This window comes from Streptomyces sp. NBC_01197, assembly GCF_036010505.1.
GTDB lineage: Bacteria > Actinomycetota > Actinomycetes > Streptomycetales > Streptomycetaceae > Streptomyces.
Genome location: NZ_CP108569.1, coordinates 7,603,011 through 7,627,830, shown reverse-complemented (window position 1 = coordinate 7,627,830; position 24,820 = coordinate 7,603,011). Strand labels below are relative to the sequence as shown.

Genomic DNA, 24,820 nt, shown 5'->3' with positions numbered 1-24,820 from the left:
ACTCGTAACAGGACATGAACAATATCTGCTCGCCTGAAATGTTGCTAGTCACCTGTCGAGGCCGGTGACACGGCCGGCCCGGCCTTCCGTCGCCCCGCTGCCCACTCCGATGAGCGGACGCGTCAGGCCGGGCAGGGGTCCTTCACGGGGCGTCGGTCTCGCTACCTGACAGGAAATCAGCCTAAAAATGCGGCGTGAGAGCCCCGACGTAGGCATGAGGTCATGCCGATGGCGGCCGAGCCCTCACGGGCGAGCAGCTGCGCCCTGGGACAACACGTCAGGCCGCAGACAGAGCGGAAAAGCCGCATGGACCGACGCACGCCCGCCGCTCACCGGGGATGCCGACCCCGCCGCCCCACCCGCGCCCTGCTGCCTGCCGACGCCGACCGCAACACTAACGCGCCGAAGTACCGTCCAGGAACGAGTCGAGGAGGTGGCCGCCCGCCATCGCGGTCCCAAGACGAGGCACGTCGCCCAGCAGCGTCGATGAACACCGGGAGCCCTCGCCCCCACAACAACTCGGCAGCACGGCAAAGGCGACGACCGAACGGGAATGGTGCCCACGTTCCCGGGACATGAACGGCCTACTGAGCGATTGAGGCCGACTACGCTGGCGTCCACGTCACCCCGCCGCGGAACGTCGGAAGAACCGTCACGTCTGCTCTACTGCGCTGAAACTCGGTTGCTGCCAGTGACTGTCCATTTAAACGAGGCAGACACACCTAGGGCGATGCAAAACGTCATTTGTTATCTCAGAGTACGAAATCAATGGAGCCCTGTCAGGCCATGGGGAAAGCAAAGGCAACTGGGAACGATTTGAATGGGATGCACATACTGTCGGGGCCAACGTGTCTGAAAGCAGCAGAAAGACTGGGGCTTGAGCACGGATACCAACTGATTAGGTCCCACAGGCTGAGGTAACGGGCACCGGGTGCCTGGAGGTGTCGCACCGTCCCAAGGGTCAAAGGAAGAACACCACACGGCTGCAGGTACCCATGCCTGAGCCACTGACGGAGGCGCAGCAGCAGAAGACGAAAACAAGGCATCAGCGGTTCAGGCATCTGCAAGAGCCTGTCCATCGCCCCAGAGAGCAAGATTGCTCGCCTGTAATAAATTCACCCGCCTGCGCTGCTCCGCACGAAGTTTTGAGAAGCACGGGCCCCGACCCCAATTGCTTACTGTCAACCTGGCCTATCAGGAACGCCGCCGCCTCGTCTGCCGAGCGGCTTCGTGGCCGCAGGGCCTCGCCTGTGGATTGCCGACCGAACGTTGCGCTACGCCCAACGACATGACTTTTTTCCGTACGGACATTCCGACGACCGACACCTCGACTTCACCGGCAAGAAGGCGGCATGTCGGCCCCATCGGGTCGGCGCATCGGCGGATCGGCTTGCTCCACCAGTGACCACGCCATACACGGTGTCCTGGAAACAAGGCTCTTCTCTGCGTTCCGGGCACAACGGCAGTTCCCTGCTGTTCCGCCCGCCGCAGGGCGCACCATCACGGCGATTCAGAGTGGTCTATCTCTGGGTCGCCAGATTTCAGCGGTCTAATTTTAATACCATGCGGTTTCTGATAGGCTCTCAGCTCGATTAACCGGTCAAAGAGGATCATTTATTTAAATAACGCGCGGAGCGGATTTTCATACAATCGCGGATTGCGAAAAGCCGCAGCCAACGAAGTTGGCTGCTGGTGGCGAAGCGCGCGGAGCGCGGGGTCACCGCCGCGGCGGCGGCGCGTCGTGTCTGTGGAGTAGAGCGCGCGCGCGCGTGCGCGTGTGTGTGCGCGCGCGCGTGCGCGCGCGCGCGCGCGCGCGCGCGCGCCCACCTTCCGCAGACATGACGCGCCGCCGCTACGCGGCGGTGACCCTGCCGCGCTCCGCGTGGCTAGCCGCATGGCTTCGCCACCGGTACAGCCAACTTCGTTGGCTGCGGCACGAATTGCTCCGCAATTTCGGCCTTCCGGAAATCGCTCCGCGATTTCCGGTATGAAATCCGCTCCGCGCATTTCATGGCTGGCTACAAGATAGAGAGGTGTCCTCTTTTGACCGGTTGTCAACCCTTGCTCTCCAAAGGAGATTTGAGAGCCTATCAGAATTTTCACATGGCAACAAATTAGACCGCTGGGAGTCTATCTCTGCTAGGACGACCTAGCAGAGATAGACCACTCCTGAATCACTGCGTATTAAGCCCAGGAAGGCGGAGATTAGCGCCCACTACATCTCCATAAGGGTTCTGGGCGGGCAGACGCTTCAGCAGCCCGTAAGTGCCGTTGATTTGAACGGAACACATGGTCAGAGAGGGCCTTGCGGTTGGCCGTTGGTTCGCCTTCCAGGACACCGTGTATGGCGTGTCCTTCGTGGAGCAGATAGTCGGCCGATCAAAAATCGATACTAGTCGTTTCCGGATTCATGCGCCGATTCCAATGGAACCGACGTATGCGTATGCCGCATAGTCAGAGTCGAGGTCGGTAATGATGTCATCCCAGATTTCGTCCAGGGTGTCCGTGTCGTTCTGGGCCCAGGCATCGATCATGTCGTCCCAGACGTACCGTGCCTGCACCGAGCGCTCACTGACGTTCGGTCGGCGATACCGCTCATCCACAGCCGTCTGGTCGACGGGGTAGATCTCGATCCTGCGGCCGCGGCTTCCGTTGTCCAGTAGGCGCTTCAGTGCGCCCGAACGGACGAGGTTGTCACGGCGGCGTTCCTGATAGGCCAGGTTGATGGCTTCCAACTTGGGTCGGCTGGGGCGTGTCCCGCGCTCCCAGGAGCGCAGCAGGCGGGTCGAGATTCCGTGCTCTCGCAAGACTTCGCGGCCGGGGCGGGTGTTGAGGTAGCGCAGGCGGGCGGAGAGCCCTCGGTGGGTTGTTACGGGCGAAGCAATGCTGCTCTCCCGGGCGATGCGGTCGAGCTCGCCCGCGAGTGCCTGGGCGCCGCTGATGCCTTGGGCGCCGTGTTTCTGCCACTCGCCCCATAGGTCGGTAGCTCCGCCGGCCATGGTCTACTCCCCCAGCGTGTAGGTGGTCTTCGCCTTGACCTGGGACAGATCACGGCCCTCCAGGAACACCGATTGCCAGTCCCCTGTGACGTGCAGTTCGTCGGTTCCCGACATCTGCACGACTGTCAAACCTGAGGTGTGTGCTTTATGCGCTTTCAGCCACAGGTTGGCGAAAGCTTGCGAGCGAATAGTGTGCATCCAGTCAGGGCGTCGGATTTCCCGGTTCGCGCTGCTTTCCCCGATAGTTGACACGAACTTAGAATACATTGATTTCACGTACTCTAGGGTCACTTCGTCATTTTTTGAAATGGCGTTTTTGCGTACTTCGGCGAGAGTGCGGCGCATTTTTTCCAGTAGCCCTTCGGAGGCTCCGGATGTCCATGATTCGTGGATGACGGGTGCCTGGCAGTAGCCGAGTTTCGCGCAGCGCAGTAGAAGGCGGAGCGTGGGTTCGGTGACCCACAAGTCTCCCGGTTCTTTCCGTGCGCCGAGCGGCGAGGGGAGGTCTGGTTCCTCCCAGATGGCCGGGGTGACACGGTGGACGCCGGAGCGCTTGGCGTCGTGGTAGTCGCCCTCGGAGTGGACCAATTTCCCGATCGGGAGCCATGTCTTCAGTGCGCTGAGGTAGGCCGCGTTCATGTCCAGGGCGGTTACGTTGAGGGTGACGTGTCCGGCGCGGGCGGCGCGGTGCAATTCTTCGGAGCGCCATTTCGGGCGGCCTTCCCAGATCTGGTCGGCGCCTTTCTGTGATGCTTTCTTGAGGATGGCAGCTGTGGGCGGGAACTCCGAGTGTTCGTATCGGCCGCCGACCCTGGAGGCGGCGAACAGTGCCATCACGTCTGGGACCGCGGTCTTGATGAGCGCGGCCCGCGCGGTCGCCAAGTCCCCTTTGTGCGCTGCTAGTTCCTCCTCGACTCGTTCCTGGACCAGGTCTGCGAGCGGGCCCGTGGGCGCGGCCGCCTGCTTCGAGGCTGGCGGCGCGGCGTTCTCCGGCTCCGAGGGGGCCGGGGTGGGTGTTGCGGCCGGTTTGGGGAGGTCGAGGGGGGCGGGGGTTCGTTGCCCGGCGTTCGCGATGCGGTCGGCGGGCAGCTTCGCCAGGGCGTGGGTGGGACCGGCGAGGAGGTCCAGTACGGGCATCCCCCAGTGAGCGGCGAGGCGGTCGCAGTCCGTGAGAGTCCATGCGGCTTTTCCGCTCTGTCTGCGGCTGACCTGACTTTGTGTCAGTCCCAGGGCGGCTGCCAGTGCGGACTGCTGCTCGCCGGTGCGGTGCGCGAGTGCGGTCACCGTCACCCTGAGGGTTTCCTCGGTACTCATCAGCATGACCTCATACTACGTCAGGAATGCGCTTTCCGCATACACAATCCAGTATTTACATTTTTTAGGCTGGTTTCCTGTCAGACGCCCTAGCGGGACAAGGCTCGGCCTGTTGCCCGGGCCACCGTGAGGACCCCCCTGCCCGGCCTGACGTCCGCTCATCGGGTGGGCAGCGGGGCGACGGAAGGCCGGACCGGCCGTGTCGGTCCGAGCGGTCATCGGTGGCCCTGACTGGGCGATGATCGGTGCGAAGCGACGGGCAGAGCGAGATGTGATTCGCGCCGCCATGATCGCACCACCAGCAGGCCCACTGAGGCCGCGAAGCCTGGCGGGCCGGCTACCCCGTCGAGGTACGTATCAAATCCCGGAGCCGCGCACACGAGGCCGCCCCCACCACGCCCTTCGCCCGCTCAACCCGGACAAGTCCGGTGGCGTCTCTTGGTCGCCAAGCGAGGGCACGCCCCGCCTGCCGGGCTCGGCGGCCTGCGAGACCGCAGAGTTCGACGAGGGCATCACCGCCGGGGGGGGGCCACGCCCCCCGGCTTGGCATCCCGGGCCCCGTCCGACCGCACTCATTTGACCGGATGCACCCTCCGCTTTACTCTCGAATGAGTACGGAGGCAGCATCCGTTTTGATGCGGCCGCAAGATCACCTGACCGGGGAGGGCGCATGAGCGCCAGTGAACAGCGGGGCCGCAAGCCCCGTGCGGACGTCCAGCGCAACCGCGCCGCCCTCCTGGAGACCGCGCAGCGTCACTTCCTGCAGCACGGGGTCGGCACCTCGCTCGAGGCGGTGGCCAAAGATGCGGGGGTTGGGCCCGGCACTCTGTACCGGCACTTCCCCACGCGGGAGGCGCTGCTTGCGGCCGTGCTGCAGACGCGCTCCGAGGAGTTGGTGGCCCGCCAGGCGGACATCGAGCAACTCGGCGACCCGACCGAGGCATTGGAGCAGTGGCTGCGGGCGATGGAAGACTATTTCAGCGCCTTCAGCGGGCTGCCGGAACCGCTCATGGCTGCGGCCCGGGCACAGGAGCCGGACAATCCGCTCACGATTCCCTGCGGCATTCTCATCACCGCCACCGACGAGCACGTGAAAGCCGCGCAGAGCGCAGGGTACGTGCGCGCGGGCGTGAGGGGCTACGACCTGTTCCTCGCAGCCTGTTCCACTGCCTGGATCAAGGGAAACGGCATCGACGAGGAATCACTCGACCGCCTCCGCACACTCATCGCGAGCGGCTACCGCCGGAGGAACAATCAGCCGTAGACCGCCGCAAGCCCCGCTCCCACCACCCAACCATCACACCCCGCTGCCCTGGGGCAGCACAACCTCCCAAGGGACAAATTATGAAAATTACTGTTATAGGCGCTGGCGCCATCGGCGGAAACCTCGCTGCCAAGCTCAGCACGGTCGGTCACGACGTCCAGATCGCCGATGCTCGCGGCCCCGAGGCCGTCCGGGCCGAGGTCCTGGAGTCCGGGGCCCGCGCAGCGGACCTCGCCGACGCCGTCCAGGGCCGCGACGTCATCATCCTGGCCATCCCCTTCGGGGTGGCGGGGAAGCTGGCCGACCTGTTCGCCACGGTCCAGGACGAGACGGTCGTCATCGACACCTCGAACTACTACCCGGGCACACTCAGTGAGCCGATCGAGGCTGTCGACAACGGCCAGGTCGAGAGCGTGTGGAACGCCGAGCAGCTGGGCCGCCCCGTGGTCAAGGCGTGGAACGCCGCCCTGGCCGGGACCCAGCAGGCCAAGGGTGTCCCGGCAGGCACCCCGGGCCGCATCGCCATCCCCGTCGCCGGCGACTCCGAGGAGGCGCGGCGTGTGGCCATGCAGCTCGTGGACGACACCGGCTTCGACCCCTACGACGCCGGCACGCTGGCCGATTCCTGGCGCCAGCAGCCGAACAGCCCCGCCTACTGCACCGAACTGACCCTCGACACCCTGCCGGCAGCCCTGGCCGCGGCCGACCGCGCCAAGGACGTCCGCGTCCGCAACAGCCTGCCGGAGCGCTTCGCCGCCCTCCCCGCCAACCCCACCGTCGATGATGTCGTCGAGATGAACCGCGCCGCCCACCGCTGACCCGCCCGGCGCCGCCGCCTACGTATTCGGGCCAATACGCAGGCGGCGGCGTCACGGACGCAAAGAACACACACCCCCTGTTGCGGCGTACAGCTCCGGCACGACCCGCTTGCCAAGCGCCCCGATTGGAGAGGGCGGTGGCACGTCCTGTGCCGTCTTCATGCCGACCGCCTCGTTCCACGCCACACCCCTGTCGCCACCCCGCTCGGCAGACCCGAACCGCTACGGCGGGGAGTAAGTACCGCAGAGAGGAATACCGCGCTCGGACCGGCAGGGCAGGAAGGCCGCAGCCCGCGAGAACCTGGTATTCCGCTCCCCACATCGCCCTCCTGTTCATGCCGACATTCGGCGACGGGGTACGGCCGGCCGGTGACATCGGGATGTACGCGCAGAACTTCCTGCTCGCGCTGGCGACCCGGGGGTTGGACGGCATCCCCCAGACCGCGCTCGGGTTCTACGCCGACACCATCCGCGAGCACCTGGGTGTTTCGAAGGAGCTCAAGCTGCTGTTCGGCATCTCCTTCGGCACAGCCGACGTGACCGCACCGGCAAACAGCTTCCGCATGGGGCGCGTCCCGCTCGAGCAGAGCGTGGTCGTGCACGGCACCCCTGGCGTCCTGGCCGGGCAGTAGCTCTTCCTCTCGCACTGAACTGACGTCACGGCCACATCACCACGCAGTTCCCCCACCCGGGCAGCCCTTGCTTTCCGCCGCGCCTCGCGCAGTGGGGGAGCTGCGTGGTTCCTGGTGTTTCCGCCGCGGGTTCGCGCCCGCCGTCTCAGGCGCCCGCGCCCCCTCCCCTCCCTCCGGACCCGACCCATTTGCAATACGGAGGTAGCCTCCGTATTGTCGAGAGAGTAAACGGATGTACTCTCCGTTTTTTTCGCCTCGTCTGGAGAGACGGCTATGACAACCCCTCAGATGCTGCTGGCCATGCAGTTCACCAGCGGCTACGGATCCGAGCCCGGGGCATGGCGGCTGCCCGGGGCCAACCTGTCCAGCTACACGGACATGGACCAGTTCGTGCGTTACGCGCAGGCCGCCGAGCGCGGCAAGGTCCAGCTGCTCTTCATCGCGGACACCCCGGTCCTGGACGTGGACCTGGAGAACGAGCACCCACACCACCCCATCGACCCCCTCCTCGTCCTCACCGTCATCGCCCGTGAGACCGAGCGGATCGGCCTGGTGGCCACCGGCTCCACCACTTTCAGCGAGCCCTTCAATCTCGCCCGCCAGTTCAAGGCCCTGGATGTGATCAGCCACGGCCGGGCCGGATGGAACGCGGTCACCACCTCCCACCCGGCGGCTGCGGCGAACTTCGGCTCTCCGGTCCCGCCCCGTGCGGAGAAGTACGAGCGGGCCCACGAGTTCGTTCAGATCGTGCAGGCACTGTGGGGCAGCTGGGAGAAGGACGCCTGGGTCCTCGACGTCGAGGGCAAGCGGTTCGCCGACATGGGCAAGATCCAGCCGGTCAACCTGCAGGGCCGCCACGTCGCCTCCCGCGGTCCGCTGCCCATCCCACCGTCCGAGCAGGGCCAGCCGGTCATCTTCCAGGCGGGCGGCGGCAGTTACGGCCTGGAGCTCGCGGGCCGGTACGCCGGCGGCGTGTACGCCAACCCGATGACGATCGACGACGCCATCGCCCAGCGGGGGGCCCTGCGGGACGCAGCCAAGCGGGCCGGGCGCGACCCGGACGAGGTGAAGATGTTCGCCGGCTTCATGCCGACCATCGCCTCCTCCCGCGCCGCCGCCCTGGACCGGCGGCGCTTCCTGGACGAGTCCGTCGACCTGCGCCAGCGCGTGCGTTATCTCGGCGCCATGATCGGCCTGCCGCTGAGCCACGAGCAGCTCGGCGAGCCGCTGACCGCAAGCCAGTTGGCCGACGCCGTACCCAGTCCGCAGGACGCACGCTCCGCCCGCGCCCTCGAAGTGGCACGGGAGGGCTGGAGTCTGCGGGACGTCCTGGCGCACGGCGTCATCGACTACCACCCGGTCGTCGCCGGCACCGCCGCCGACGTGGCCGACCACATGCAGGAATGGTTCGAGGCGGGCGCCTGCGACGGCTTCTCGCTGGCTATCGACGGCTACCACGACGGCGTCGACGCCTTCGTCGACCAGGTCGTGCCGCTCCTGCAGGAACGCGGCCTGTTCCACCACGACTACGAGGGCGGCACCCTGCGCGAGAACCTCGGGGCCCGCGCCCAGTACGGCCTCGATCCCCGCGTCGCGGAAACACCCCGGTCATGACCGCCATCCACGTCCCCGACAGCGTCACCTTCCAGGCGTTCCGTGACGCCATGGCCACCGTCGCCTCCCCCGTCGCCGTGGTCACCGCCATGGACGGCCACCGCCCGCACGGCACCACGGTCGGCGCCTTCGCCTCACTGTCCCTGACGCCCCCGATGATGCTGACGTCCCTGGACAACCGCTCCCAGCTGCTAACGATCATCCGCCGCACCGGCCGCTTCGGCCTCAACGTCCTGGGCGCCCACCAGGCCGACCTCGCCGGCGTCTTTGCCCGCTCAGGACCGGACAAGTTCGACGGCGTGACCTGGTCACCGAGCCAGGAACTGCCCCGCCTGCTGGGCTCGGCGGCATGGATCGCCGCCGAGGTCGACGACTACGTCGGTGCCGGAGACCACACCGTCCTGCTCGCCCACGTCCACGCCGCCGAACAGGGTGAGGGCGACCTGGGAATTCTCAGGCCTCTCACCTACCACCAACGCTCCTTCGGCACCCACACACCGCTCGCTTCCTGACGCTGCGGCCACTTCCCCTCGGGCCACTCCCCCGGCCCCGTTCCCCAACCCACCGGCGGGCCACCGCAGTCACCAGCCCCTGCCTGCTTGCCTGCCACAGCGCGAAAGAGATCACGCACGTGTCCCTCAACGAAACGTCTACGCACGCCGCTCCGGACGCCGTCAGCCCACCGCCCTCCCACCGCGCCGGTGACAAGCTGCCAGCTCGGGACTCCCTCATCATCTGGGTACTGACCCTCTCCACGTTCATCGCCCTGCTGAACGAACTGCTGGTGGGCGTGGCGCTGCCCACGCTGATCGACGAGCTCGACATCACGCCGAGCACGGGACAGTGGCTCACGACGGGCTATCTCCTGACACTGGCCGTCCTCATCCCCGCCACCGGCTTCGTCATGCGTCGGTTCAACCTCCGCACGATCTTCATCACCTCGATGTCGCTGTTCACCGCCGGTACCGTGATCGCCGCCGTCGCTCCGGGGTTCGGCGTGCTGTTCACCGGTCGCATTATCCAGGCAGTGGGCACGGCCTCCCTGATGCCGCTCCTCATGGCCACAGTGATGCGCCTGGTTCCCCAAGGCCGCCGGGGCCGGATGATGGCGCTGGTCACCGCCGTGGGCGCGGTGGCGCCCGCGGTCGGACCCGCGCTCTCCGGAATCATCGTCTCCCAGCTCAGCTGGCGGTGGCTGTTCATCCTCGTCCTGCCCGTCGCCCTGGCCGGACTGGTACTGGGAGCCGCCAAGCTGCGCAACATCACCACGCCCGAACCGACCACGCTGGATGTGCTGTCGCTCATCCTGTCCGCCGTCGGGTTCGGCGCGCTCATCTACGGTCTGGCCACGATCGGTGAGTCGGCCTCCGGCCACGCGCCCATCCCGCCTTACCTCCCCATGGTGGCCGGGGTCCTCTTCATCGCGGCGTTCGTCCGCCGGCAGATCGTCCTGCAGCGCACCGATGCCGCGTTCCTCGACATGAGGATCTTCCGAACCAGCTCGTTCACCGTGCCGCAGCTGGTCATGGTCGTCGTCCCGCTGATCGGGTTCGGCGTGCCGATGGTCCTGCCGCTGATCCTCGCCCACGTGTCCGGACTGAGCACCATGGAGATCGGCTTCTTCATGCTCCCCGGCGGAGTGGTGGTCTCCGTGGTCTCAGCCCTCGGCGGGCGGCTCTACGACCGCGTCGGGCCGCGTCCCCTGGCGATTCCCGGAGCAATCATCTGGACGGCCGCCCTGTGGTTCCTAAGCCGAGTCGACGCGGGCACCAGTACCACGACACTCCTGATCGCCTACCTCATCATGATCGTCGGCCAGGCCCTCATGTGGGCGCCGATGACGACGTCCGCACTGGCCTCGCTGCGTACCGAGCTCTACCCGCACGGCAGCGCGGCGTTCAACACCGTCCAGCAGTTGGCAGGCGCCGCGGGCGGCGCGATCCTGGTCTCGGCCTACACCATCGGGTCGCACGCACAGGACGCCGGAACGCTGAACCTGGCCCAGTCCGTCTCGGCAGCGCAGGCCGCCTTCACGACGGCGGCGGTCGTCGCCTGCCTCGCCATCATCGGAACCGTCTTTGTCGGCAAGGCCAAGCAGCCCGCTCGACGGGACTGAGCCGGGGATGCCCACCGGACCACCGGCGCCCAGGTATCGCTCGATCCTGGCGCCGGTGTTCCGGTGGTCCGCAATCAGCAGCGTCCGGTCGAGCACCGCCACCGGTGCGCCGCGCTGCCCGAACCCCTCACGCACCCTTCAACCTTCCCCGAACACGTCTCCCGCCGGCCCTCCAGCAGAGCCGGCAGCAGGGATCGAAAGACCATGAAACTCTCTCTCGTCGAGCTCTCCACCGTCACTCCCGGCAGCGACAAGACCCAAGCCCTCAAGGACTCGGTCAAGGCCGCGCAGCAGGCGGAGGACCTCGGTTACCACCGCATCTGGTACGCCGAGCACCACGACTCAGCCAGCACCGCCTCCACCGCGCCCGAGATCCTCATCGCCCTTGCGGGCAGCGCGACTTCACGCATCCGGGTCGGCTCCGGCGCGGTCCTGCTCAACCACTACAGCCCCTACAAGGTCACCGAGACCTTCCTCCAGCTCGAAGCCGTCGCCCCGGGCCGCATCGACCTCGGCCTCGGCCGCGCCACCGCGGGACCCGTCGTCGACCTCGCCCTGTGCCGCGACCGCGACGCACCGCCCGCCGACGACTTCGCCGAACAGGTCCAGGAGGTCCTCGCCCACCTGCACGGCGGCTTCCCCGCCGACCACCCCTTCGCGCGCCTGAACCCAGCCGCAGGCACAGTCACCCGGCCGGAGGTGTGGATCCTCGGCTCCTCGGGCAGCAGCGCCCGCATGGCCGGTGAACTCGGACTCGGCTACGCCTTCGCGGGCTTCATCAACCCTGCCGGCGCCGAACGCGCTCTGCTCCGCCACGGCGCGTTCACCGCGCCTGCGGCCCACGGGCCGACCAGCGGGCACGGAATCCTGTCGGTCAGCGCCGTGGTGGCCGACACCGACGCCGAGGCGCGGCGGCTCAACTGGACCAGGACCGCCCTCATGGCACGCCTGGGCCGCCAGGGCGCCGCCGCCCAGGTCCCCACCGTTAAGGAGGCCGAACGGGAACTCACCCAGACGCAGAAGGACGCCCCCACCGTCATCACGGACGGCCGCTGGCCCCTGCAGCTCGCCGGCAGCCCGGGGACCGTGCGGGACCAGCTGGAGCAGATGGCCAAGGCCACCGGCGTCGACGAAGTCATGGTCCAGGACATCATCGCGGACCCCGCAGCCCGGACACACGCTCGGACCCTGCTCGCCGAGGCCCTCGATCTCACCCCCGCCCGCAACTGACGGGCCATCGTTCCGCATCCCAGTAGTCCCGTACGTTTCTGGCGGCACTGAACCATGATCACCTTCGTGGTCCGCGTCGAAATTCACGTCGCCGCGGGTAACGGGGGCCACGGCTGTGCCTCCGTTCACCGGGAGAAGTTCAAGCCGCTCAGCGGCCAGGACGGTGGCAACGGCGGCTCGGCTACCTCGCCAATCGGCTCAGCCGTCTCGGTGTCGAGGACGAGCTGATGAAGACGGGTGCCAGGCACGGTGACGGCGTCGCGATCGGTCCCGAGGACAACGCGGTCGTCTTCGACTGGGAGCCGACGATGATGGCGGGGGCCGAGATGCTCGGTCGGCGTGGCGAGGACCACCGTATGGAGGCGCCGCGACCGGCGGCGCAGCGGCGCCGGGACCGGCAGGCGGAGCGGGACGAGTCGCAGCAGGAGTACGACGACTTCGAGCCGTTCTAGCGTCTGGCCTCCGGCGATCGGGACATCTGGGACACCACGGCGAGGCTTCATTCCTGCGGACCACATGCCGGCAGACGTCGCCCTCACAGAGCCGGAGGTCCGGCTCGCTCTCGCGCAGCCAGCAGGACATGCACAGCCCGCTCTGACCGGTAGTCGTCTCACGCGTCAGTGCGGGGGACGGCCAGGCGGATGGTGATGCCAGTCAAACCATGATCTTGGACAGCAGAGGACCCCGGCCATGTGACGGCCGGGGTCTCTCTGTCTCGTGCAGGTGTCGACTCAGCCGCAGCAGTCGCAGCCGAGCGGGCAGCCGCCGACGCCCGTCTCCCCGCTGCAGGCCCGAACCACCGCGGCGGGTCGGTGTCCTGACCTGGTCAGAATTCCGGTTCCACCTCTTCTTCCGCGATGCTCTGCACTCAGACCCAGGCGTCGACCGAGAAGCTGCCGCCCGCGGGACCCCGAACAACCGTGGCGGTCAGTTCCCTCACGCGGTCGGCAGGCATCGGAACGCCCGGGGTCCGAAAGATCCATCCCATCGCCTTGTCCCCGCTCATACCCTTGGGCACTTCCCCGTAGTAGGGCTTGCAGTAGACGAGCGTGCCAGGTTCGCTGCGCCAGCTGTCGGCGAGCGCGCCGATGTCCACCGCGTCGTAGCCGAGGATGTCGAGCAACTCCACAACCTCCGCCTTGGCGGCGGCATCATCGCCGGCGATCGGCATGGCACTGCCTCCGGCGCACCCGAGGAGCGGGCAAGGCTGAACAGCTGACTGTAGACGATGTTGCTGGCCGCCTTGACGACACGGGAGTCGACCAGGTGGCGCTGCACCAGCTCGCTGCTCGTCAGCTCGTTCGCGTCCAGCTCGGCGATGCGGCCGTCGCGCTCCGGGTAGTAGTTCAGCGTATCGATCACGATCTTGCCCGCCAGCGGCCCTGCCGGGATCTTCTCGTAGGCGCTCAGCGGGATGGACACCACCAGGTCCCCGGCCTCGGCGGCCTCGGCGGGAGTGGCAGCCCGGGCGCGGGGGCCGAGTTCGGCGACGAGATCCGCGAGGGACTCGGGGCCGCGGGAGTTGCTTACTGAGATTGAACGCGTGGTGTCGTAGGGGGTGACGGCTGGCCGGTGGCTGCGGTATCACCGAAGGCATGCGGTATCCACAAGGGGGCGGGCTGACCGCCGAACGGCAGCATTTTCGCGAAGAGTTACGGCTTCAGGCGGCTGAGCGGTTCGCCCGGGGCGAGGGCAGTACGGCGATCGCCAGAGATCTGCGGGTCAGTGTCCGCTCGGTCCAGCGATGGCGTCACGCGTGGGCCGAGGGCGGCCCGCGATCCCTGCGGTCTCAGGGGCCTGCGTCGCTGCCAAGACTGAGTGATCAGCAGTTCGCTCAGCTGGAGGCGGAGCTGGCCAAAGGGCCGGCCGCGCATGGCTGGGAGGACCAGCGTTGGACGCTGAGCCGCGTGAAGACGTTGATCGGCCGGCGCTTCCACCTGACGTACACGATCCAGGGCATACGCAAGCTGCTGGTGCGTAACGGCTGGTCCTGCCAGGTCCCGGCCCGCAGAGCGATGGAGCGGGACGATGATGCGGTCGCGGGGTGGGTCAAGGAGGTGTGGCCCCGCGCGGAAGGTTAGCGGCGGCCCGTGGAGCCTGGCTGGTCTTCGAGGACGAAGCCGGCTTCTCCATGACGCCGCCGCACGCCAAGACGTGGTCACCACGAGGCCGCACCCCGGTGGTCCGGGTCCGCGGCCGTTCCCGCAGAAGGCTCTCCATTGCCGCGCTGACCTGCTACAAGCCCGGCCACCGGTCGAGGCTGATCTACCGACCCCGCCGCGATGACGGCAACCGTGACGGGCGCAAAAGCTTCTCCTGGCGCGACTACCGGGACCTGCTGATCGCCGCCCACCAACAGCTCGACGGCCCCATCGTCCTCGTCTGGGACAACCTCAACGTCCACAAAGCCGCAGGTCTGCGGGAGTTCGCCGAATCCCGCGACTGGCTGACCATCCACTACCTGCCGCCCTATGCCCCCGACCTCAATCCCGTCGAAGGCATCTGGTCACTTCTACGGCGTGGATGGCTCTCGAACGTCGCCTTCAGCACCCCGAACACCTCGTCCAGACCGTCCGGCGCGGCCTGCGACACATCCAGTACCACAGCCACCTCATCGACGGCTGCCTCACCGAGACCGGCCTGACCATCCGACCCGCCTGACCAGCAGCACGACATCCCGAGTTCAACCTCAGTAGGACGACGTCCAGGCCCTGCGGCGACAGCAAGGCGGGCCAAGGTGCCGCCGATATTGCCACTGCCGATGATGCCGAGTGTCTTGCTCATGGTGCTCTGTTCTCCAATGGGATGAGGAAATGCCGGACCGACCACAGCCACGAACCGTAACCGGACCGACTGGTCACTTTAAATACCGTACCACCTAACCGGACCGCTCGGTCATGTTGCGTAGAATGGGCCCATGAGCACTGAAGAAGAAGCTGTTGCAGTGCCGCCTGCGCGACGGATGAGGGCCGACGCGGTGCGGACGCGTAAGGCGCTGTTGAAGGCTGCCGCGGAGGTGTTCGCCGAGCACGGCGCGGAAGGGTCCATCGCGCAGATCGCGGCACGGGCGGGTATCGGGAAGGGAACCGTCTTCCGGCATTTCCCCACAAAGGAGGACCTGTTCGCCGCGATCATCAGCGAGGAAATCGACGGGCTGGTGACAGTGGGCCGCCAGCAGGCCGAGCAGGCCGACGCCGACACCGCCCTGCTGCAGTTCATGAGCGCGGGCGTCGATCTCTACGCAAACAACCGGGCACTCGCGGAGGCCCTACGTATGGTGTCGGATGTCCGGCACCCGGAGATACAGGCCGGACAGGAGCAACTGATCGCAACAGCCGAGTCACTGGCGCGGCGGGCGCAACGCGACGGCTCACTCCGCGCGGACCTGAACGGGCAGGACGTGATGCTACTGATCTGCGGCGTGTACTACACCGCCGCACCCTTGCTGGCTGCCGATCCGGCGGCCTGGCGGCGCTACCTGCGGCTCACCTTCGACGGCATGTGCGCCACCGGCACCGGCACCGGCCCCCTACCCTCGGCACTCGCCCACAACCCCTTGCTGCCGACGATCCGGTAGGGGCGACGCGACCCGAACCGCGGCGCGGCCCCGTCGGCGTGCCGCATCACCTTCAGGGCCCCGTACTTGGGCCGTTCCGAGGCGGCGGCCCGGCGCGAGTTCCCGCATGGAGAACGGCTTGGTCATGTAGTCGTCGGCGCCGACGCCCCCGCCAGCGCATCCTGCTCAACTGACAATCCAGCGGACCCTGCGATCACCGGCTACGAAGATCTTGGGAGACCCGGCGAGCGCCAGAGCCATCGGAGAGTGTCGGGGAGGATCGCGGCGCCATGCATGGGTGTGTGCCCTCCCTGGCCGACTTCCAGCTTGTAGTCATAGCCGCGATACTGGAGGGCTTCGGCCATGTCACGGTTGGCGAGCTCCCAGTCGCCAAACACGATGTTGAGGTCTTTGTGTCCGGTCTGAAGGAACACCCGCAACGGCTTCTTTTCGCCTCGCCGGATCAGGGACGGGTAGGCGTTACCGCCTCGGATGTTCGTGAAACTGCCGCAGTGGCTGATGACATTGCCGAACGCGTCGGGGCGCTCCCATGCCACAGTGAATGCGCAGATCCCGCCCGAGCTGATCCCGCAGATCCCGCGGCGCGTGGGCTCGGCGGTGACGCGGTAGCTCTGCTCGATGCCGGGGAGCAGGGAGGAAGCTCGCGTAATCGCCACCGAGCGAGTCGTACTCCATGCTCCTGTTGTCGGATCCGCCGTACACCGGCATGCCGGGCCCGTTGGGGCCCGGATCGACGAAGACGGCGATCGTGACGGGTACGTCGCCGGCTGCGATGAGGTTGTCCAGCACGGCTGGTGTGTTGACTGTCGGGCTGAGGTAGATCTGACCACCGTCCAGGAAGACCAGCAGCGAGGCGTCGGCGGTGCCGTCGTACTGGCCGGGAACGTAGACCCAGTAGCGGTGTGGGACTCCGGCGTAGACGGTGGAATCGCGGAGCCGGTGCTCGTGAATCTTCCCTCGAGGGATTCCCGGCTGATGCTGGGAATCCTCGCCTAGTTCATAGGGTTCATCACCTGAGCAGCTATGGGCGAAGGCAAGACGGTCCCGCTCCGATATCCCGGTCCAATCTGCGGGGGGAAACTGCGGGTCGGTCGATTCGGTGGGCTCCAAGGCGGTGCAACTCCTTGCTGGACGAGCGCGTGGTGGACACAAGCGGCGAGCTGGGCGCTGCTGACATCGCCTCGAGATGGTCTCGCTTCGACGTGGCCACGAAGCGGGGGTGATCGGCAGGGTTGTCCGCCACGGATGCGTGCCGTCGCGGAAACCTGGCCGAATGGTCATCAGTGCCAGCGCGCCACTGTCTTTGCCCACCTTCGCCACGGCTCAGGTTACGAGCCGTCCGCATCGGACCGGCACAGCATTCGAGGCCAACAAGGCCGGAAAGAGCGTCGAACGCCTCCCACTGCCTCTGCCTTGTCGGTCACCGCTGACGCCTGCGGCGACGGTGTCTTCCGACCCGCCGGCGGACGGACTCTAGGTAGCCCCGGACGCGGAAGCTTCCCGTTCGCTTCCCTGTCCGGGCCGGCCGTACCACCACCCGGGCAGGGAATTCAGCAGCGCGACGGCACCCGCTTCGACGCTGATCGGAGATGGGCTTCGGAGCCAGGCCGAAATGGCGCCGACCGCACCGCGGGACACGAAAGCGACATGGATCTCGGCGGCGAGAGCCAGCGCATCGGGGTCGTCGGCGAGGTCCTCGTACTCGGGCATGAGCTCCGGGTGCCGGGTGATGTACACGTGCATCCCCTTGGCGCACTGCTGCCCCAGAAGATCACTCATGACCGGAGCCGTCGCGCCGGCGAAGGCCTGTTCGTAGATCGTCGCGTACTGGGCGACATGGCGCAGTAGAGCCTCGATGTCCGAGTAGAGGGCTGCGCGAACGTCCACTGCGGAAGTGCTCTCGACCTTGTCGAGGAAGACGTTCGAGAGATCGTCGATCTCTTTGCCCAGGAACTGGCAGAGCAGTGCCGTGGGGGTGGGGGCATGGTTGTAGACGGTGTTGCGCGTCACCCCGGCGCGGCGTGCCACGTCGGCCACGGTGATCTCTCCGATGGCGCGCTCGGCGGCGAGGCCCGTCACCGCCTCGCGCAACTTGTCACGCGTTCTACGTGCTCGTGGATCCACTCGCGCCTCCATGCCCTTGTGCTGCCCGGAAGCCTATCCGAGCACTATTACGCACGTGCTCAATAGTGGGAGTACCGTGGCGTCAGATCGGTTGGCACACAGGAGTCCGACCGCGCCAGGGGTCTTGAGCCCCGCACGAAGGAGTGAGCAGCCATGGGACGTCTGACGGGCAAGGTCGCCATCGTCACTGGTGGGGCACGCGGCATGGGTGCCGCGCATGCCCGGCGTTTCATACGGGAAGGCGCGTCCGTGGTGATCACGGACCTGCTTGAGGACGAGGGCGCGGTCCTCGCCACCGAGCTGGGCGACAAGGCGCGCTTCCTGGCCCACGACGTCACCGACGCCGCCACCTGGGACCGCGTCGTCGCGGCCGCAGAGGAGGCCTTCGGGCCGGTCGACATCCTCGTCAACAACGCCGGCATAGGCCATGTCACCCCGCTGGTGGAGATGTCAGAGGCGGAGTACCGCAAGGTCATCGACATCAACCAGGTCAGCGTGTTCCTGGGGATGAAGGCAGTCGTTCCCTCCATGCGGCGGGCGGGTGGCGGCTCGATCGTCAACATCTCGTCGCTGGCCGGAATCATCGCGGCTTCCGGCGGACTCGCGTACAGCGCTTCGAAGTTCGCCGTGCGAGGCATGACCAAGGCCGGAGCCATCGAGCTGGCTCCCGACAGAATCCGCGTCAACTCCGTCCACCCGGGCGTTATCGCGACCCCGATGACCCAAGGCTTCGGCTTCGAGGACGACCACCCGATGATCCTGGGCACCCCGATGCACCGCGCGGCACAGCCCGAGGAGGTCACGTCGATGGTGCTCTACCTGGCCTCGGACGAATCCAGCTTCTCGACCGGTGCCGAGTTCATCGTGGACGGTGGCTTCACCGCCGCGTGACAGCGCGGGTCGATGCCCGTGGGCCGGATGGCCCCCAGAAATGGCGATGGTCCGGCAGACCTGTGCGCCGCATCCGGCCCGGCTCACGGGCTGACGCACCCGCACCCACGCCTGGGCGCTCCGCCGCTTCTCAGCGGACGTGCAGGCCATGACACCGAGATGTTCTCCAGCCACGGGAATCTTGCCGCGGCCACTCAGAAACGAGTACGCGAGCAGGTGGCGCAATTTCCGGCTCTGATGGCGCTTTTGACCGTGACTGGGTGCCCATGGACTGCGCCTACCGTCGTGCCAAGAAGGGCCAGGCGTGGCCGTCAGTCCCGCCTTTCCTGCCAGGACACCACGACGGAGTGGAGAGAAGGATGACTGCTATCGATCCCTGGGGACGAAGCACACCGTCCAGCGTGACATGCGCCCCATCCTGAGGGAAGCCGCCCTGTGTGCAGGCGCCCACCTCGCGTGCCAGGCAAAGGCGACGGAGAGCGCGCCGTACGCCGGCAGCGGATCTGCGTGAAGGACGACGCCCGCAACCGGATCAGGACATCTGCAAGCAGAGCAACGGCCCGGCCGGACAGGTCCGTACACATCCACCAGGGCCCCTGCCTGCCCCCGCTGGGCGGCGCCCCGAGGTGATCGCAGAAGTCCTGCAGACACTCTGCGACACCGTCCCCCTGATGCGAGGGACCGGCCTGCACGCCTGACACCTCCCCTTGGCTCGGCGCCGAGACACCACGCCCGGCCCATCCCTTCCCCGTCCTTCAACAGAGGAGCGCAGAGACATGAGCACGTTCCCCGACCCCAAGAAGTTCCGCCTGGTCGTCGCCGGCCAGAACGAGGCCGGCGAGGCGGACTTCCTCGACCCGGGCCCCGCCACCGAGTTCGACTTCCCCGGTGTGTCCTCCGGGGCCTTCTACTGGGCCATCGAGGGCGGACACAGCAAGACCTCCTTCGGCGCACCTCCTACAAAGGTCGCCCTGGCCGGGCCGAACGGGTCCACGTTCGGCATCAGCAGCTTCCCCGCACACTCGTCGGGCGAGGTCGACGCCTCGACCCTCGACGAGAGCATGTCCGCGACCGGCGACGACAGCGACGCCGGCATGCATGCCAGTGACACCATCGACTACGAGGTCGTCATCTCCGGCAAGGTCGACCTGGTGCTCCCCGGCGGCAAGAAGCGCACCCTCGTGCCCGGCGACCTCCTCGTCATGGCCGGCGTGCCCCATGCCTGGAAGAACCCCTACGACGAGGACTGTGTCTACGTCGTCGTCACCGTCGGCTTCAACACCGCCGAGGGGGCCGCAGCATGAGCCTGACCTCTCCCGGCAAGGCGCTGCGCGCGGTCTTCGAGTGCGAGAAGACCGAGCTGCTGCCGCTCGGTTCGGTCCCGATCCACGCACAGATGGCGCAGCACGCGGGCTTCGGAGCGTTCCAGCTCTCCGGCGGTGCGTCGGCCTGGTGGCAGGGTGTCTCGGACGTCGGCTGGCTCACCATGACCGAGGTCGTCGACCTCGCACGCCGCACTGCGCGGGCTGCCGACATCCCCATCTACTGCGACGGCGACACCGGCTACGGCGCGCCCCTCAACGTGCAGCGCACAGTGCGGGAGTTCATCGACGCCGGTGTCGCGGGCATCCACATCGAGGACCAGCGCGAACCGAAGAAGTCCGGCGGTGTCGCCGGCGTCGAACTCGTCTCCGACGTCGAGGCGATCGGTCGGCTGAACGCGGCGTGCGACGCGCGTGACAAGTCCGACGAGGACTTCGTCGTCGTCGCGCGCACCGACGCCTACGGTGCGGCCGGCGGTGGCCTCGATGAGGCAATCCGCCGCGCACAGCTCTACAAGGCCGAGACGGGTGCCGACGTCATCTTCTACGAGGGCTTCCACACGTGGGAGCAGGCCGAGATCGCCCTCAAGGAGACACCCGGCCCCGCGTACGTCGTCGGTGTCCCGCTCATCGGGACCCGGACGGTCGCCGAGATGACGGCGATGGGGCAGGCGGTGCAGTCGCTGCCCGTCTTCCTGCCCGGGGTCCGCGAGGTCTACCACTTCATGGTCGACGCCATCGAGAGCGGCGAGGCCACGGGCTTCCCCGAGTACCTCCAGAAGGTGACCGGTGACGCCGGGACGAAGTACGACATCGGCTGGGGAGCCATGTTCGGCCGTCCCTCCTCCGACGAGGTGCGACGCATCGAGGAGAAGTACCTCCCGCAGGACGCGCAGCGCGACTACGAGAGAAGCCCGCACGCAGGAGAAACGTACTGACCATCCCCCCGGCGTCGCACCCGCGTCGCCGCAGCCCATCCGAAAAGGAAATCTGAGTCATGACGAGTTCGATGAGTGGCAAGGCCGGCCTGGTGACCGGCGCGGGGTCCGGAATCGGACAGGCGGCCGCGGTCGCCCTGGCCCGGGCCGGGGCCTCCGTAATGGTCTCGGACATCGACGAGAAGGCCGGTGCCGAGACGGTCGCGATGATCGAGAAGGAGGGTGGCACCGCGGCGTTCCTGCGCTGCGACGTCAGCGACGAGGCGCAGGTCGAGGCGCTCGTCGGCGCGACGGTGTCCACCTTCGAGAAGCTGGACTTCGCGTTCAACAACGCGGGTACCAATGGTGTCTTCGCACCGATCGGTGACATAGACAGTGCCGTCTGGGACCGCGTGATGAAGGTCAGCCTCTACAGCCTCTTCTACTGTCTGAAGCACGAGGTGCGCGCGATGGAGGAGAACGGGGGCGGGGCGATCGTGAACACCGCCTCCGGTGCCGGACTGATCGGCATCGCCTACAACGCGCCGTACACCGCGGCCAAGTTCGGCGTCGTCGGCATCACTCGGAACGTCGCCATGGACTACGGCTCCAAGGGCATCCGGGTCAACGCACTCGCCCCCGGCTCCACGGCCACCCCGATGATGATGAACGCCTTCGAGCAGAACCCCGGCGACGAATTCAGGAACAGCATCCTGGCGGGCATCCCGATGGGAGTGCTGGCCGAGCCGGAGGACCAGGCCAACGCCGTCGTGTGGCTCTGCTCCGACCATGCGCGGATGGTCACGGGCGTGACGCTGCCGGTCGACGGCGGATACCTCGCGGGCAAGTAGACGACCCGCCCCGGGGCCGCGGGAGCGGCCCCGCACAGACAACGGCTGAACTCCACAGGAGGAGTAGGGACATGCCTGCACAGAACCTCGACTTCGGCGGCCGCATCGCGATCGTCACCGGCGCGGGCCAGGGCATGGGGCGCGCTCACGCCAAGATGCTCGCCTCGCGCGGTGCGCGCGTCGTCGTGAACGACCTCAATGCGGACAACGCCGCCTCGGTCGTTGCCGAGATCATCGACCACGGCGGTACCGCCGTGGTCGACGTCAACAACGTCGTCACCGGCGCGGAGTCCATCGTGCGCACCGCGATCGACGCGTACGGCGGGCTCGATGTCGTCGTGAACAACGCGGGCATCAACGCGTTCGGCACGTTCTGGGAGATGGACCGCGACACGTGGTGGCGCGTCTTCGACGTCGCGATCAAGGGCGTCGTCGAGGTGTCGCGCGCCGCGATGCCGCACCTCATCGCCTCGGGCACGGGGCGTCTGATCAACATCTCCTCGAACGGCCTCATGGGTGTGCCGCTCGACTCGGCCTACTCCGCGGCCAAGGCCGCGGTGTGGGGCCTGAGCATCGGTCTCGCGGCCGAGGCGCGCGAGGTCGGTGTGCAGGTGACGACGCTCATGCCCGTGGCGTGGACGCCGATGACGCACGACGCGTTCCCGAACCCCGTGGTGCAGGAGGCCATGAAGAAGAACGTCCCGCCGGAGGCGGTGTCGGCCTTCGTGACCTACCTCGCCCACCAGGACACCACGACGTACGCCGACACGTTCGAGATCGCGGGTGTCGCGGCGGGCCGTGTCGCCATCGCGGGCATGAAGCGCGTCGATGCCGCGGCGGCCACGCCCGAGGCGTGGGTCGAGCAGGCCCAGGCCCTGACAAAGGACGGCGAGCTGCGCGTGTTCCACAACGCGAGCGAGTCGTTCCGCGACCAGATGGTGCACCTCGCTCCCGAGCTGGACTCGGTGCTGCCGGAGGACGCCGCGAACGTGGAGAGGGTGTGAGCCCGGTGGCCGGCATCCTGGACGGCAAGGTTGCCATCATCACCGGCGGGGCGAAGGGAATGGGCGAGGCACACGTCCGGAAGTTCGTCGAGGAGGGGGCGAAGGTTGTCGTCGCCGACCTGGACGTCGAGAGCGGCAAGAAACTCGCGGACGAACTGGGCGGTGACGCCCTCTTCCTCGAACTCGACGTCACCGACCCGGGCAGTTGGGAGGAGGCGGTCCAGGAGACGAAAGCGGTGTTCGGCACCGTCGACGTCCTGGTCAACAACGCCGGGATCGCCGGCCCGATCACCGGTCTCCTCGAGGTCAGTGAGTACCTCTACCGCAGCATCATGGACATCAACCTGGCCGGGACCTTCTTCGGCATGCAAGCGGTGCTGCCCACCATGGTCGAGAACGGCAGGGGCTCCATCGTCAACATCTCGTCCCTGGCCGGCATGCGCTACGACACGACGGTGAACCCTGCGTACTCGGCATCCAAGTTCGCCATCCGAGGCTTCACCAAGCAGGCGGCCTTCGAGTTCGGCAAGCACGCGATCCGAGTCAACGCTGTGCTGCCGGGCGCCATCATGACACCGATGGCCCGGGACGCGCTGTCCGACGAGGCGATCGCATCCGTGACGAAGCACATCCCGGCGAGGCGCTTCGCGGACGCGAGCGAGGTGTCCGAGGCCGTCGTCTTCCTCGCCTCCGACAAGGCCGGCTACGTCAACGGCGTCGACCTCGTGGTCGACGGTGGCAAGGGCGCAATCAACCAGGACGTCCTCGGGTCCGAGTAGGGCGGCCCGAGTGCCGCCCGGCCACGGGCGTGTCCGCGCGTGCGGGCTGCTCAACATCCGTAACTCCCAGCAGGGAGACGTTCTTGGTCTCCCTGATCTGCAGCACGGCGACCAGGGAGATGACGGCGATGATCGTCATGTAGAGCGCGACCGCGATCCCGCTTCCGGTCTGCGATACGAGCAAGGTCGCCACGAAGGGCGCGGTCCCCCCGAAGAGCATGTACGCAAGGTTGTAGCTCACCGCGGCCGACGTATAGCGCACCCGTGTCGGGAACATCTCCACGAGCAGCAGGCTGTTCACCGCAGAGGTGCCTGCCTCCGCGGTGGCAAGCATCGCCTGGGCCCCCAGGAGTGCCCCGACCGACCCCTGCTGTGCCAGAAGGAAGGCCGGGATGGTGAGCAGGACGAACGCGAGGCAGGAGCCGAGCATGATCGGCTTGCGTCCCACGCGATCCGCCATGACCGCGAAGACTCCGATCAGCACCACGTGCAGAAGCAGAGCGGCCATGTTCGTGAAAAGCGCGGTGTCGCTGCCGAGCTTGATCCGTTCCTGGAAGTACGAGGGCAGGTACGTGGCAAGCATGTAGAACCCGACGCTGTTCGTCATCAGGAAGCCGAGCAGCAACAGGATCGGCTTGCCCTGAGTCCGGAGGCTCTCCTTCAGCGGTGCCGTGGCCACCCTTCCTTCCTTTTGCACTTTGCGGAACGCGGGGGTGTCCTCCACGCTGCGCCGGATGTAGAGGCCGATCAGCCCGAGCGGTCCGGCGATCAGGAAGGGAAGACGCCAGCCCCAGGAGCTGAAGTCCGACGCGGAGAGCGAGGCCGAGAGAAGAGCCGTGAGGCCCGCGGCAGCGACGAACGCGAGCGAGCTGCTCATCGGCAGCACACTCGCGTAGGTGGCGCGCTTGCCGGCGGGAGCGTGTTCGACCGTGAACGAGGCAGCTCCCGCAACCTCGCCACCTGCTGAGAAGCCCTGGATGCAACGCACCAGAACGAGGAGTGCCGGCGCGAGGACGCCGGTCTGATGGTGAGTGGGCAGCAGGCCGATCACGAATGTCGACGCGGACATCATGACGATGATCGTGGCCAGTGTGCGCTGTCGGCCGACCCTGTCGCCGAGCTTGCCGAATATCAATCCGCCCAGCGGTCTCAGCAGGAACGAGATACCGAAAGCCGCGAACGTCGCCAGCAGGGACAGATCCCGGTTGTGCGACGGGAAGAACACCGTCGCGATGGTGGTGGCGAGGTACCCGTAGAGCGCGTAGTCGAACCATTCGACGAAGTTGCCGATTCCACCTGCAGCGGCAACTCGCCTCAGCATGGAGCGGTCCGGCTGGGAGGTCACCTCAGGAACAATGTTCATACCTG

General features: G+C 67.1%; 21 protein-coding genes and 4 pseudogenes. 17 read left to right on the top strand and 8 right to left on the bottom strand.

Going from position 1 to position 24,820, the window contains the following annotated elements:
• Positions 1-2,408: 2,408 nt before the first annotated feature.
• Both OG452_RS34865 and OG452_RS34860 read right to left on the bottom strand, forming a co-directional pair.
• On the bottom strand, positions 2,409-2,999 hold the full coding sequence (locus OG452_RS34865; RefSeq protein ID WP_327293503.1) for a hypothetical protein: 591 nt from the start codon (positions 2,997-2,999) through the stop codon (positions 2,409-2,411).
• A gap of 3 nt (positions 3,000-3,002) precedes the next feature.
• Complete coding sequence (locus OG452_RS34860) at positions 3,003-4,319, bottom strand: helix-turn-helix domain-containing protein (protein ID WP_327293504.1); 1,317 nt, start codon at positions 4,317-4,319, stop codon at positions 3,003-3,005.
• Between the two features lie 664 nt (positions 4,320-4,983).
• Between OG452_RS34860 and OG452_RS34855 the strand changes: the two genes are divergently transcribed.
• The 9 genes and pseudogenes from OG452_RS34855 to cgtA all read left to right on the top strand — a co-directional run.
• A complete protein-coding gene (locus tag OG452_RS34855) occupies positions 4,984-5,577 on the top strand; it encodes a TetR/AcrR family transcriptional regulator (RefSeq protein ID WP_327293505.1) in 594 nt (197 codons plus the stop codon).
• A gap of 80 nt (positions 5,578-5,657) precedes the next feature.
• Entirely contained in the window at positions 5,658-6,395 is a 738-nt protein-coding gene (locus OG452_RS34850) for an NADPH-dependent F420 reductase (RefSeq protein WP_327293506.1), read from the top strand.
• Positions 6,396-6,730: 335 nt separating this feature from the next.
• Complete coding sequence (locus OG452_RS34845) at positions 6,731-7,027, top strand: nitroreductase family protein (RefSeq protein WP_327293507.1); 297 nt, start codon at positions 6,731-6,733, stop codon at positions 7,025-7,027.
• Between the two features lie 273 nt (positions 7,028-7,300).
• Positions 7,301-8,641 (top strand): NtaA/DmoA family FMN-dependent monooxygenase, encoded by a 1,341-nt coding sequence (locus tag OG452_RS34840; protein ID WP_327293508.1) that lies wholly within the window; start codon positions 7,301-7,303, stop codon positions 8,639-8,641.
• Positions 8,638-9,153, top strand: coding sequence for a flavin reductase family protein (locus tag OG452_RS34835; RefSeq protein ID WP_327293509.1), 516 nt, complete (start codon positions 8,638-8,640; stop codon positions 9,151-9,153). Before OG452_RS34840 ends, OG452_RS34835 begins: the two co-directional genes overlap by 4 nt.
• A gap of 119 nt (positions 9,154-9,272) precedes the next feature.
• Positions 9,273-10,757, top strand: a complete 1,485-nt coding sequence (locus OG452_RS34830) for a DHA2 family efflux MFS transporter permease subunit (protein ID WP_327293510.1) — start codon at positions 9,273-9,275, stop codon at positions 10,755-10,757.
• A 204-nt stretch (positions 10,758-10,961) separates the two neighbouring features.
• Positions 10,962-11,987 carry an MsnO8 family LLM class oxidoreductase gene (locus tag OG452_RS34825; protein ID WP_327293511.1) on the top strand — a complete coding sequence of 342 codons (1,026 nt, stop codon included), beginning with the start codon at positions 10,962-10,964 and terminating at the stop codon, positions 11,985-11,987.
• A gap of 54 nt (positions 11,988-12,041) precedes the next feature.
• Positions 12,042-12,215 (top strand): hypothetical protein, encoded by a 174-nt coding sequence (locus tag OG452_RS35580; RefSeq protein ID WP_405559456.1) that lies wholly within the window; start codon positions 12,042-12,044, stop codon positions 12,213-12,215.
• Positions 12,137-12,439, top strand: a pseudogene (gene cgtA, locus OG452_RS34820) (Obg family GTPase CgtA); the annotation flags it as partial. The gene OG452_RS35580 and the pseudogene cgtA, both read left to right, overlap by 79 nt.
• Before the next feature lie 416 nt (positions 12,440-12,855).
• On the opposite strand, the gene OG452_RS34815 reads toward cgtA, so the two are convergent.
• Positions 12,856-13,158, bottom strand: coding sequence for a hypothetical protein (locus OG452_RS34815; RefSeq protein WP_327293512.1), 303 nt, complete (start codon positions 13,156-13,158; stop codon positions 12,856-12,858).
• Between the two features lie 230 nt (positions 13,159-13,388).
• A pseudogene (locus tag OG452_RS34810) lies at positions 13,389-13,523 on the bottom strand (NAD(P)-binding domain-containing protein); the annotation flags it as partial.
• 59 nt (positions 13,524-13,582) lie between these two features.
• On the opposite strand from OG452_RS34810, the pseudogene OG452_RS35575 reads away from it, so the two are divergent.
• Positions 13,583-14,648 (top strand): annotated as a pseudogene (locus OG452_RS35575) (IS630 family transposase).
• 256 nt (positions 14,649-14,904) lie between these two features.
• Positions 14,905-15,477, top strand: a pseudogene (locus tag OG452_RS34795) (TetR/AcrR family transcriptional regulator); the annotation flags it as partial.
• Here the strand turns inward: OG452_RS34795 and OG452_RS35570 are convergent.
• The 3 genes from OG452_RS35570 to OG452_RS34780 all read right to left on the bottom strand — a co-directional run bounded on the left by OG452_RS35570 (position 15,462) and on the right by OG452_RS34780 (position 17,688).
• The gene (locus OG452_RS35570; protein ID WP_405565175.1) at positions 15,462-15,620 is read right to left on the bottom strand and encodes a hypothetical protein; all 159 of its coding nucleotides are present in this window, start codon (positions 15,618-15,620) and stop codon (positions 15,462-15,464) included. The pseudogene OG452_RS34795 and the gene OG452_RS35570 sit on opposite strands and share 16 nt — an antisense overlap.
• 144 nt (positions 15,621-15,764) lie before the next feature.
• The gene (locus OG452_RS34785; protein ID WP_327293515.1) at positions 15,765-16,220 is read right to left on the bottom strand and encodes an alpha/beta hydrolase; all 456 of its coding nucleotides are present in this window, start codon (positions 16,218-16,220) and stop codon (positions 15,765-15,767) included.
• Between the two features lie 817 nt (positions 16,221-17,037).
• Complete coding sequence (locus OG452_RS34780) at positions 17,038-17,688, bottom strand: TetR/AcrR family transcriptional regulator (protein ID WP_327293516.1); 651 nt, start codon at positions 17,686-17,688, stop codon at positions 17,038-17,040.
• 153 nt (positions 17,689-17,841) lie between these two features.
• Between OG452_RS34780 and OG452_RS34775 the strand changes: the two genes are divergently transcribed.
• From OG452_RS34775 to OG452_RS34750, 6 genes are all read left to right on the top strand, one after another.
• On the top strand, positions 17,842-18,579 hold the full coding sequence (locus tag OG452_RS34775; protein WP_327293517.1) for a glucose 1-dehydrogenase: 738 nt from the start codon (positions 17,842-17,844) through the stop codon (positions 18,577-18,579).
• Between the two features lie 776 nt (positions 18,580-19,355).
• Positions 19,356-19,883 (top strand): cupin domain-containing protein, encoded by a 528-nt coding sequence (locus OG452_RS34770; protein WP_327293518.1) that lies wholly within the window; start codon positions 19,356-19,358, stop codon positions 19,881-19,883.
• On the top strand, positions 19,880-20,839 hold the full coding sequence (locus OG452_RS34765; RefSeq protein WP_327293519.1) for an isocitrate lyase/PEP mutase family protein: 960 nt from the start codon (positions 19,880-19,882) through the stop codon (positions 20,837-20,839). The genes OG452_RS34770 and OG452_RS34765 overlap by 4 nt, the downstream gene beginning before the upstream one ends.
• A gap of 59 nt (positions 20,840-20,898) precedes the next feature.
• A complete protein-coding gene (locus OG452_RS34760; protein ID WP_327293520.1) occupies positions 20,899-21,669 on the top strand; it encodes an SDR family NAD(P)-dependent oxidoreductase in 771 nt (256 codons plus the stop codon).
• Positions 21,670-21,740: 71 nt separating this feature from the next.
• Positions 21,741-22,673, top strand: coding sequence for an SDR family NAD(P)-dependent oxidoreductase (locus tag OG452_RS34755; RefSeq protein WP_327293521.1), 933 nt, complete (start codon positions 21,741-21,743; stop codon positions 22,671-22,673).
• Positions 22,670-23,452 carry an SDR family NAD(P)-dependent oxidoreductase gene (locus tag OG452_RS34750; RefSeq protein WP_327293522.1) on the top strand — a complete coding sequence of 261 codons (783 nt, stop codon included), beginning with the start codon at positions 22,670-22,672 and terminating at the stop codon, positions 23,450-23,452. Before OG452_RS34755 ends, OG452_RS34750 begins: the two co-directional genes overlap by 4 nt.
• On the opposite strand, the gene OG452_RS34745 is transcribed toward OG452_RS34750, so the two are convergent.
• Positions 23,424-24,815 (bottom strand): MFS transporter, encoded by a 1,392-nt coding sequence (locus tag OG452_RS34745; RefSeq protein WP_327293523.1) that lies wholly within the window; start codon positions 24,813-24,815, stop codon positions 23,424-23,426. The two genes, OG452_RS34750 and OG452_RS34745, sit on opposite strands and share 29 nt — an antisense overlap.
• Positions 24,816-24,820 lie beyond the last annotated feature (5 nt).

What these genes read in the sequence shown, in the direction of transcription:
- OG452_RS34865 (WP_327293503.1), bottom strand. Translation starts at nt 2,999, where the DNA reads ATGGCCGGCGGAGCTACCGACCTATGGGGCGAGTGGCAGAAACACGGC.
- OG452_RS34860 (WP_327293504.1), bottom strand. Translation starts at nt 4,319, where the DNA reads ATGCTGATGAGTACCGAGGAAACCCTCAGGGTGACGGTGACCGCACTC.
- OG452_RS34855 (WP_327293505.1), top strand. Translation starts at nt 4,984, where the DNA reads ATGAGCGCCAGTGAACAGCGGGGCCGCAAGCCCCGTGCGGACGTCCAG.
- OG452_RS34850 (WP_327293506.1), top strand. Translation starts at nt 5,658, where the DNA reads ATGAAAATTACTGTTATAGGCGCTGGCGCCATCGGCGGAAACCTCGCT.
- OG452_RS34845 (WP_327293507.1), top strand. Translation starts at nt 6,731, where the DNA reads ATGCCGACATTCGGCGACGGGGTACGGCCGGCCGGTGACATCGGGATG.
- OG452_RS34840 (WP_327293508.1), top strand. Translation starts at nt 7,301, where the DNA reads ATGACAACCCCTCAGATGCTGCTGGCCATGCAGTTCACCAGCGGCTAC.
- OG452_RS34835 (WP_327293509.1), top strand. Translation starts at nt 8,638, where the DNA reads ATGACCGCCATCCACGTCCCCGACAGCGTCACCTTCCAGGCGTTCCGT.
- OG452_RS34825 (WP_327293511.1), top strand. Translation starts at nt 10,962, where the DNA reads ATGAAACTCTCTCTCGTCGAGCTCTCCACCGTCACTCCCGGCAGCGAC.
- OG452_RS35580 (WP_405559456.1), top strand. Translation starts at nt 12,042, where the DNA reads ATGATCACCTTCGTGGTCCGCGTCGAAATTCACGTCGCCGCGGGTAAC.
- OG452_RS34815 (WP_327293512.1), bottom strand. Translation starts at nt 13,158, where the DNA reads ATGCCGATCGCCGGCGATGATGCCGCCGCCAAGGCGGAGGTTGTGGAG.
- OG452_RS34775 (WP_327293517.1), top strand. Translation starts at nt 17,842, where the DNA reads ATGGGACGTCTGACGGGCAAGGTCGCCATCGTCACTGGTGGGGCACGC.
- OG452_RS34770 (WP_327293518.1), top strand. Translation starts at nt 19,356, where the DNA reads ATGAGCACGTTCCCCGACCCCAAGAAGTTCCGCCTGGTCGTCGCCGGC.
- OG452_RS34765 (WP_327293519.1), top strand. Translation starts at nt 19,880, where the DNA reads ATGAGCCTGACCTCTCCCGGCAAGGCGCTGCGCGCGGTCTTCGAGTGC.
- OG452_RS34760 (WP_327293520.1), top strand. Translation starts at nt 20,899, where the DNA reads ATGACGAGTTCGATGAGTGGCAAGGCCGGCCTGGTGACCGGCGCGGGG.
- OG452_RS34755 (WP_327293521.1), top strand. Translation starts at nt 21,741, where the DNA reads ATGCCTGCACAGAACCTCGACTTCGGCGGCCGCATCGCGATCGTCACC.
- OG452_RS34745 (WP_327293523.1), bottom strand. Translation starts at nt 24,815, where the DNA reads ATGAACATTGTTCCTGAGGTGACCTCCCAGCCGGACCGCTCCATGCTG.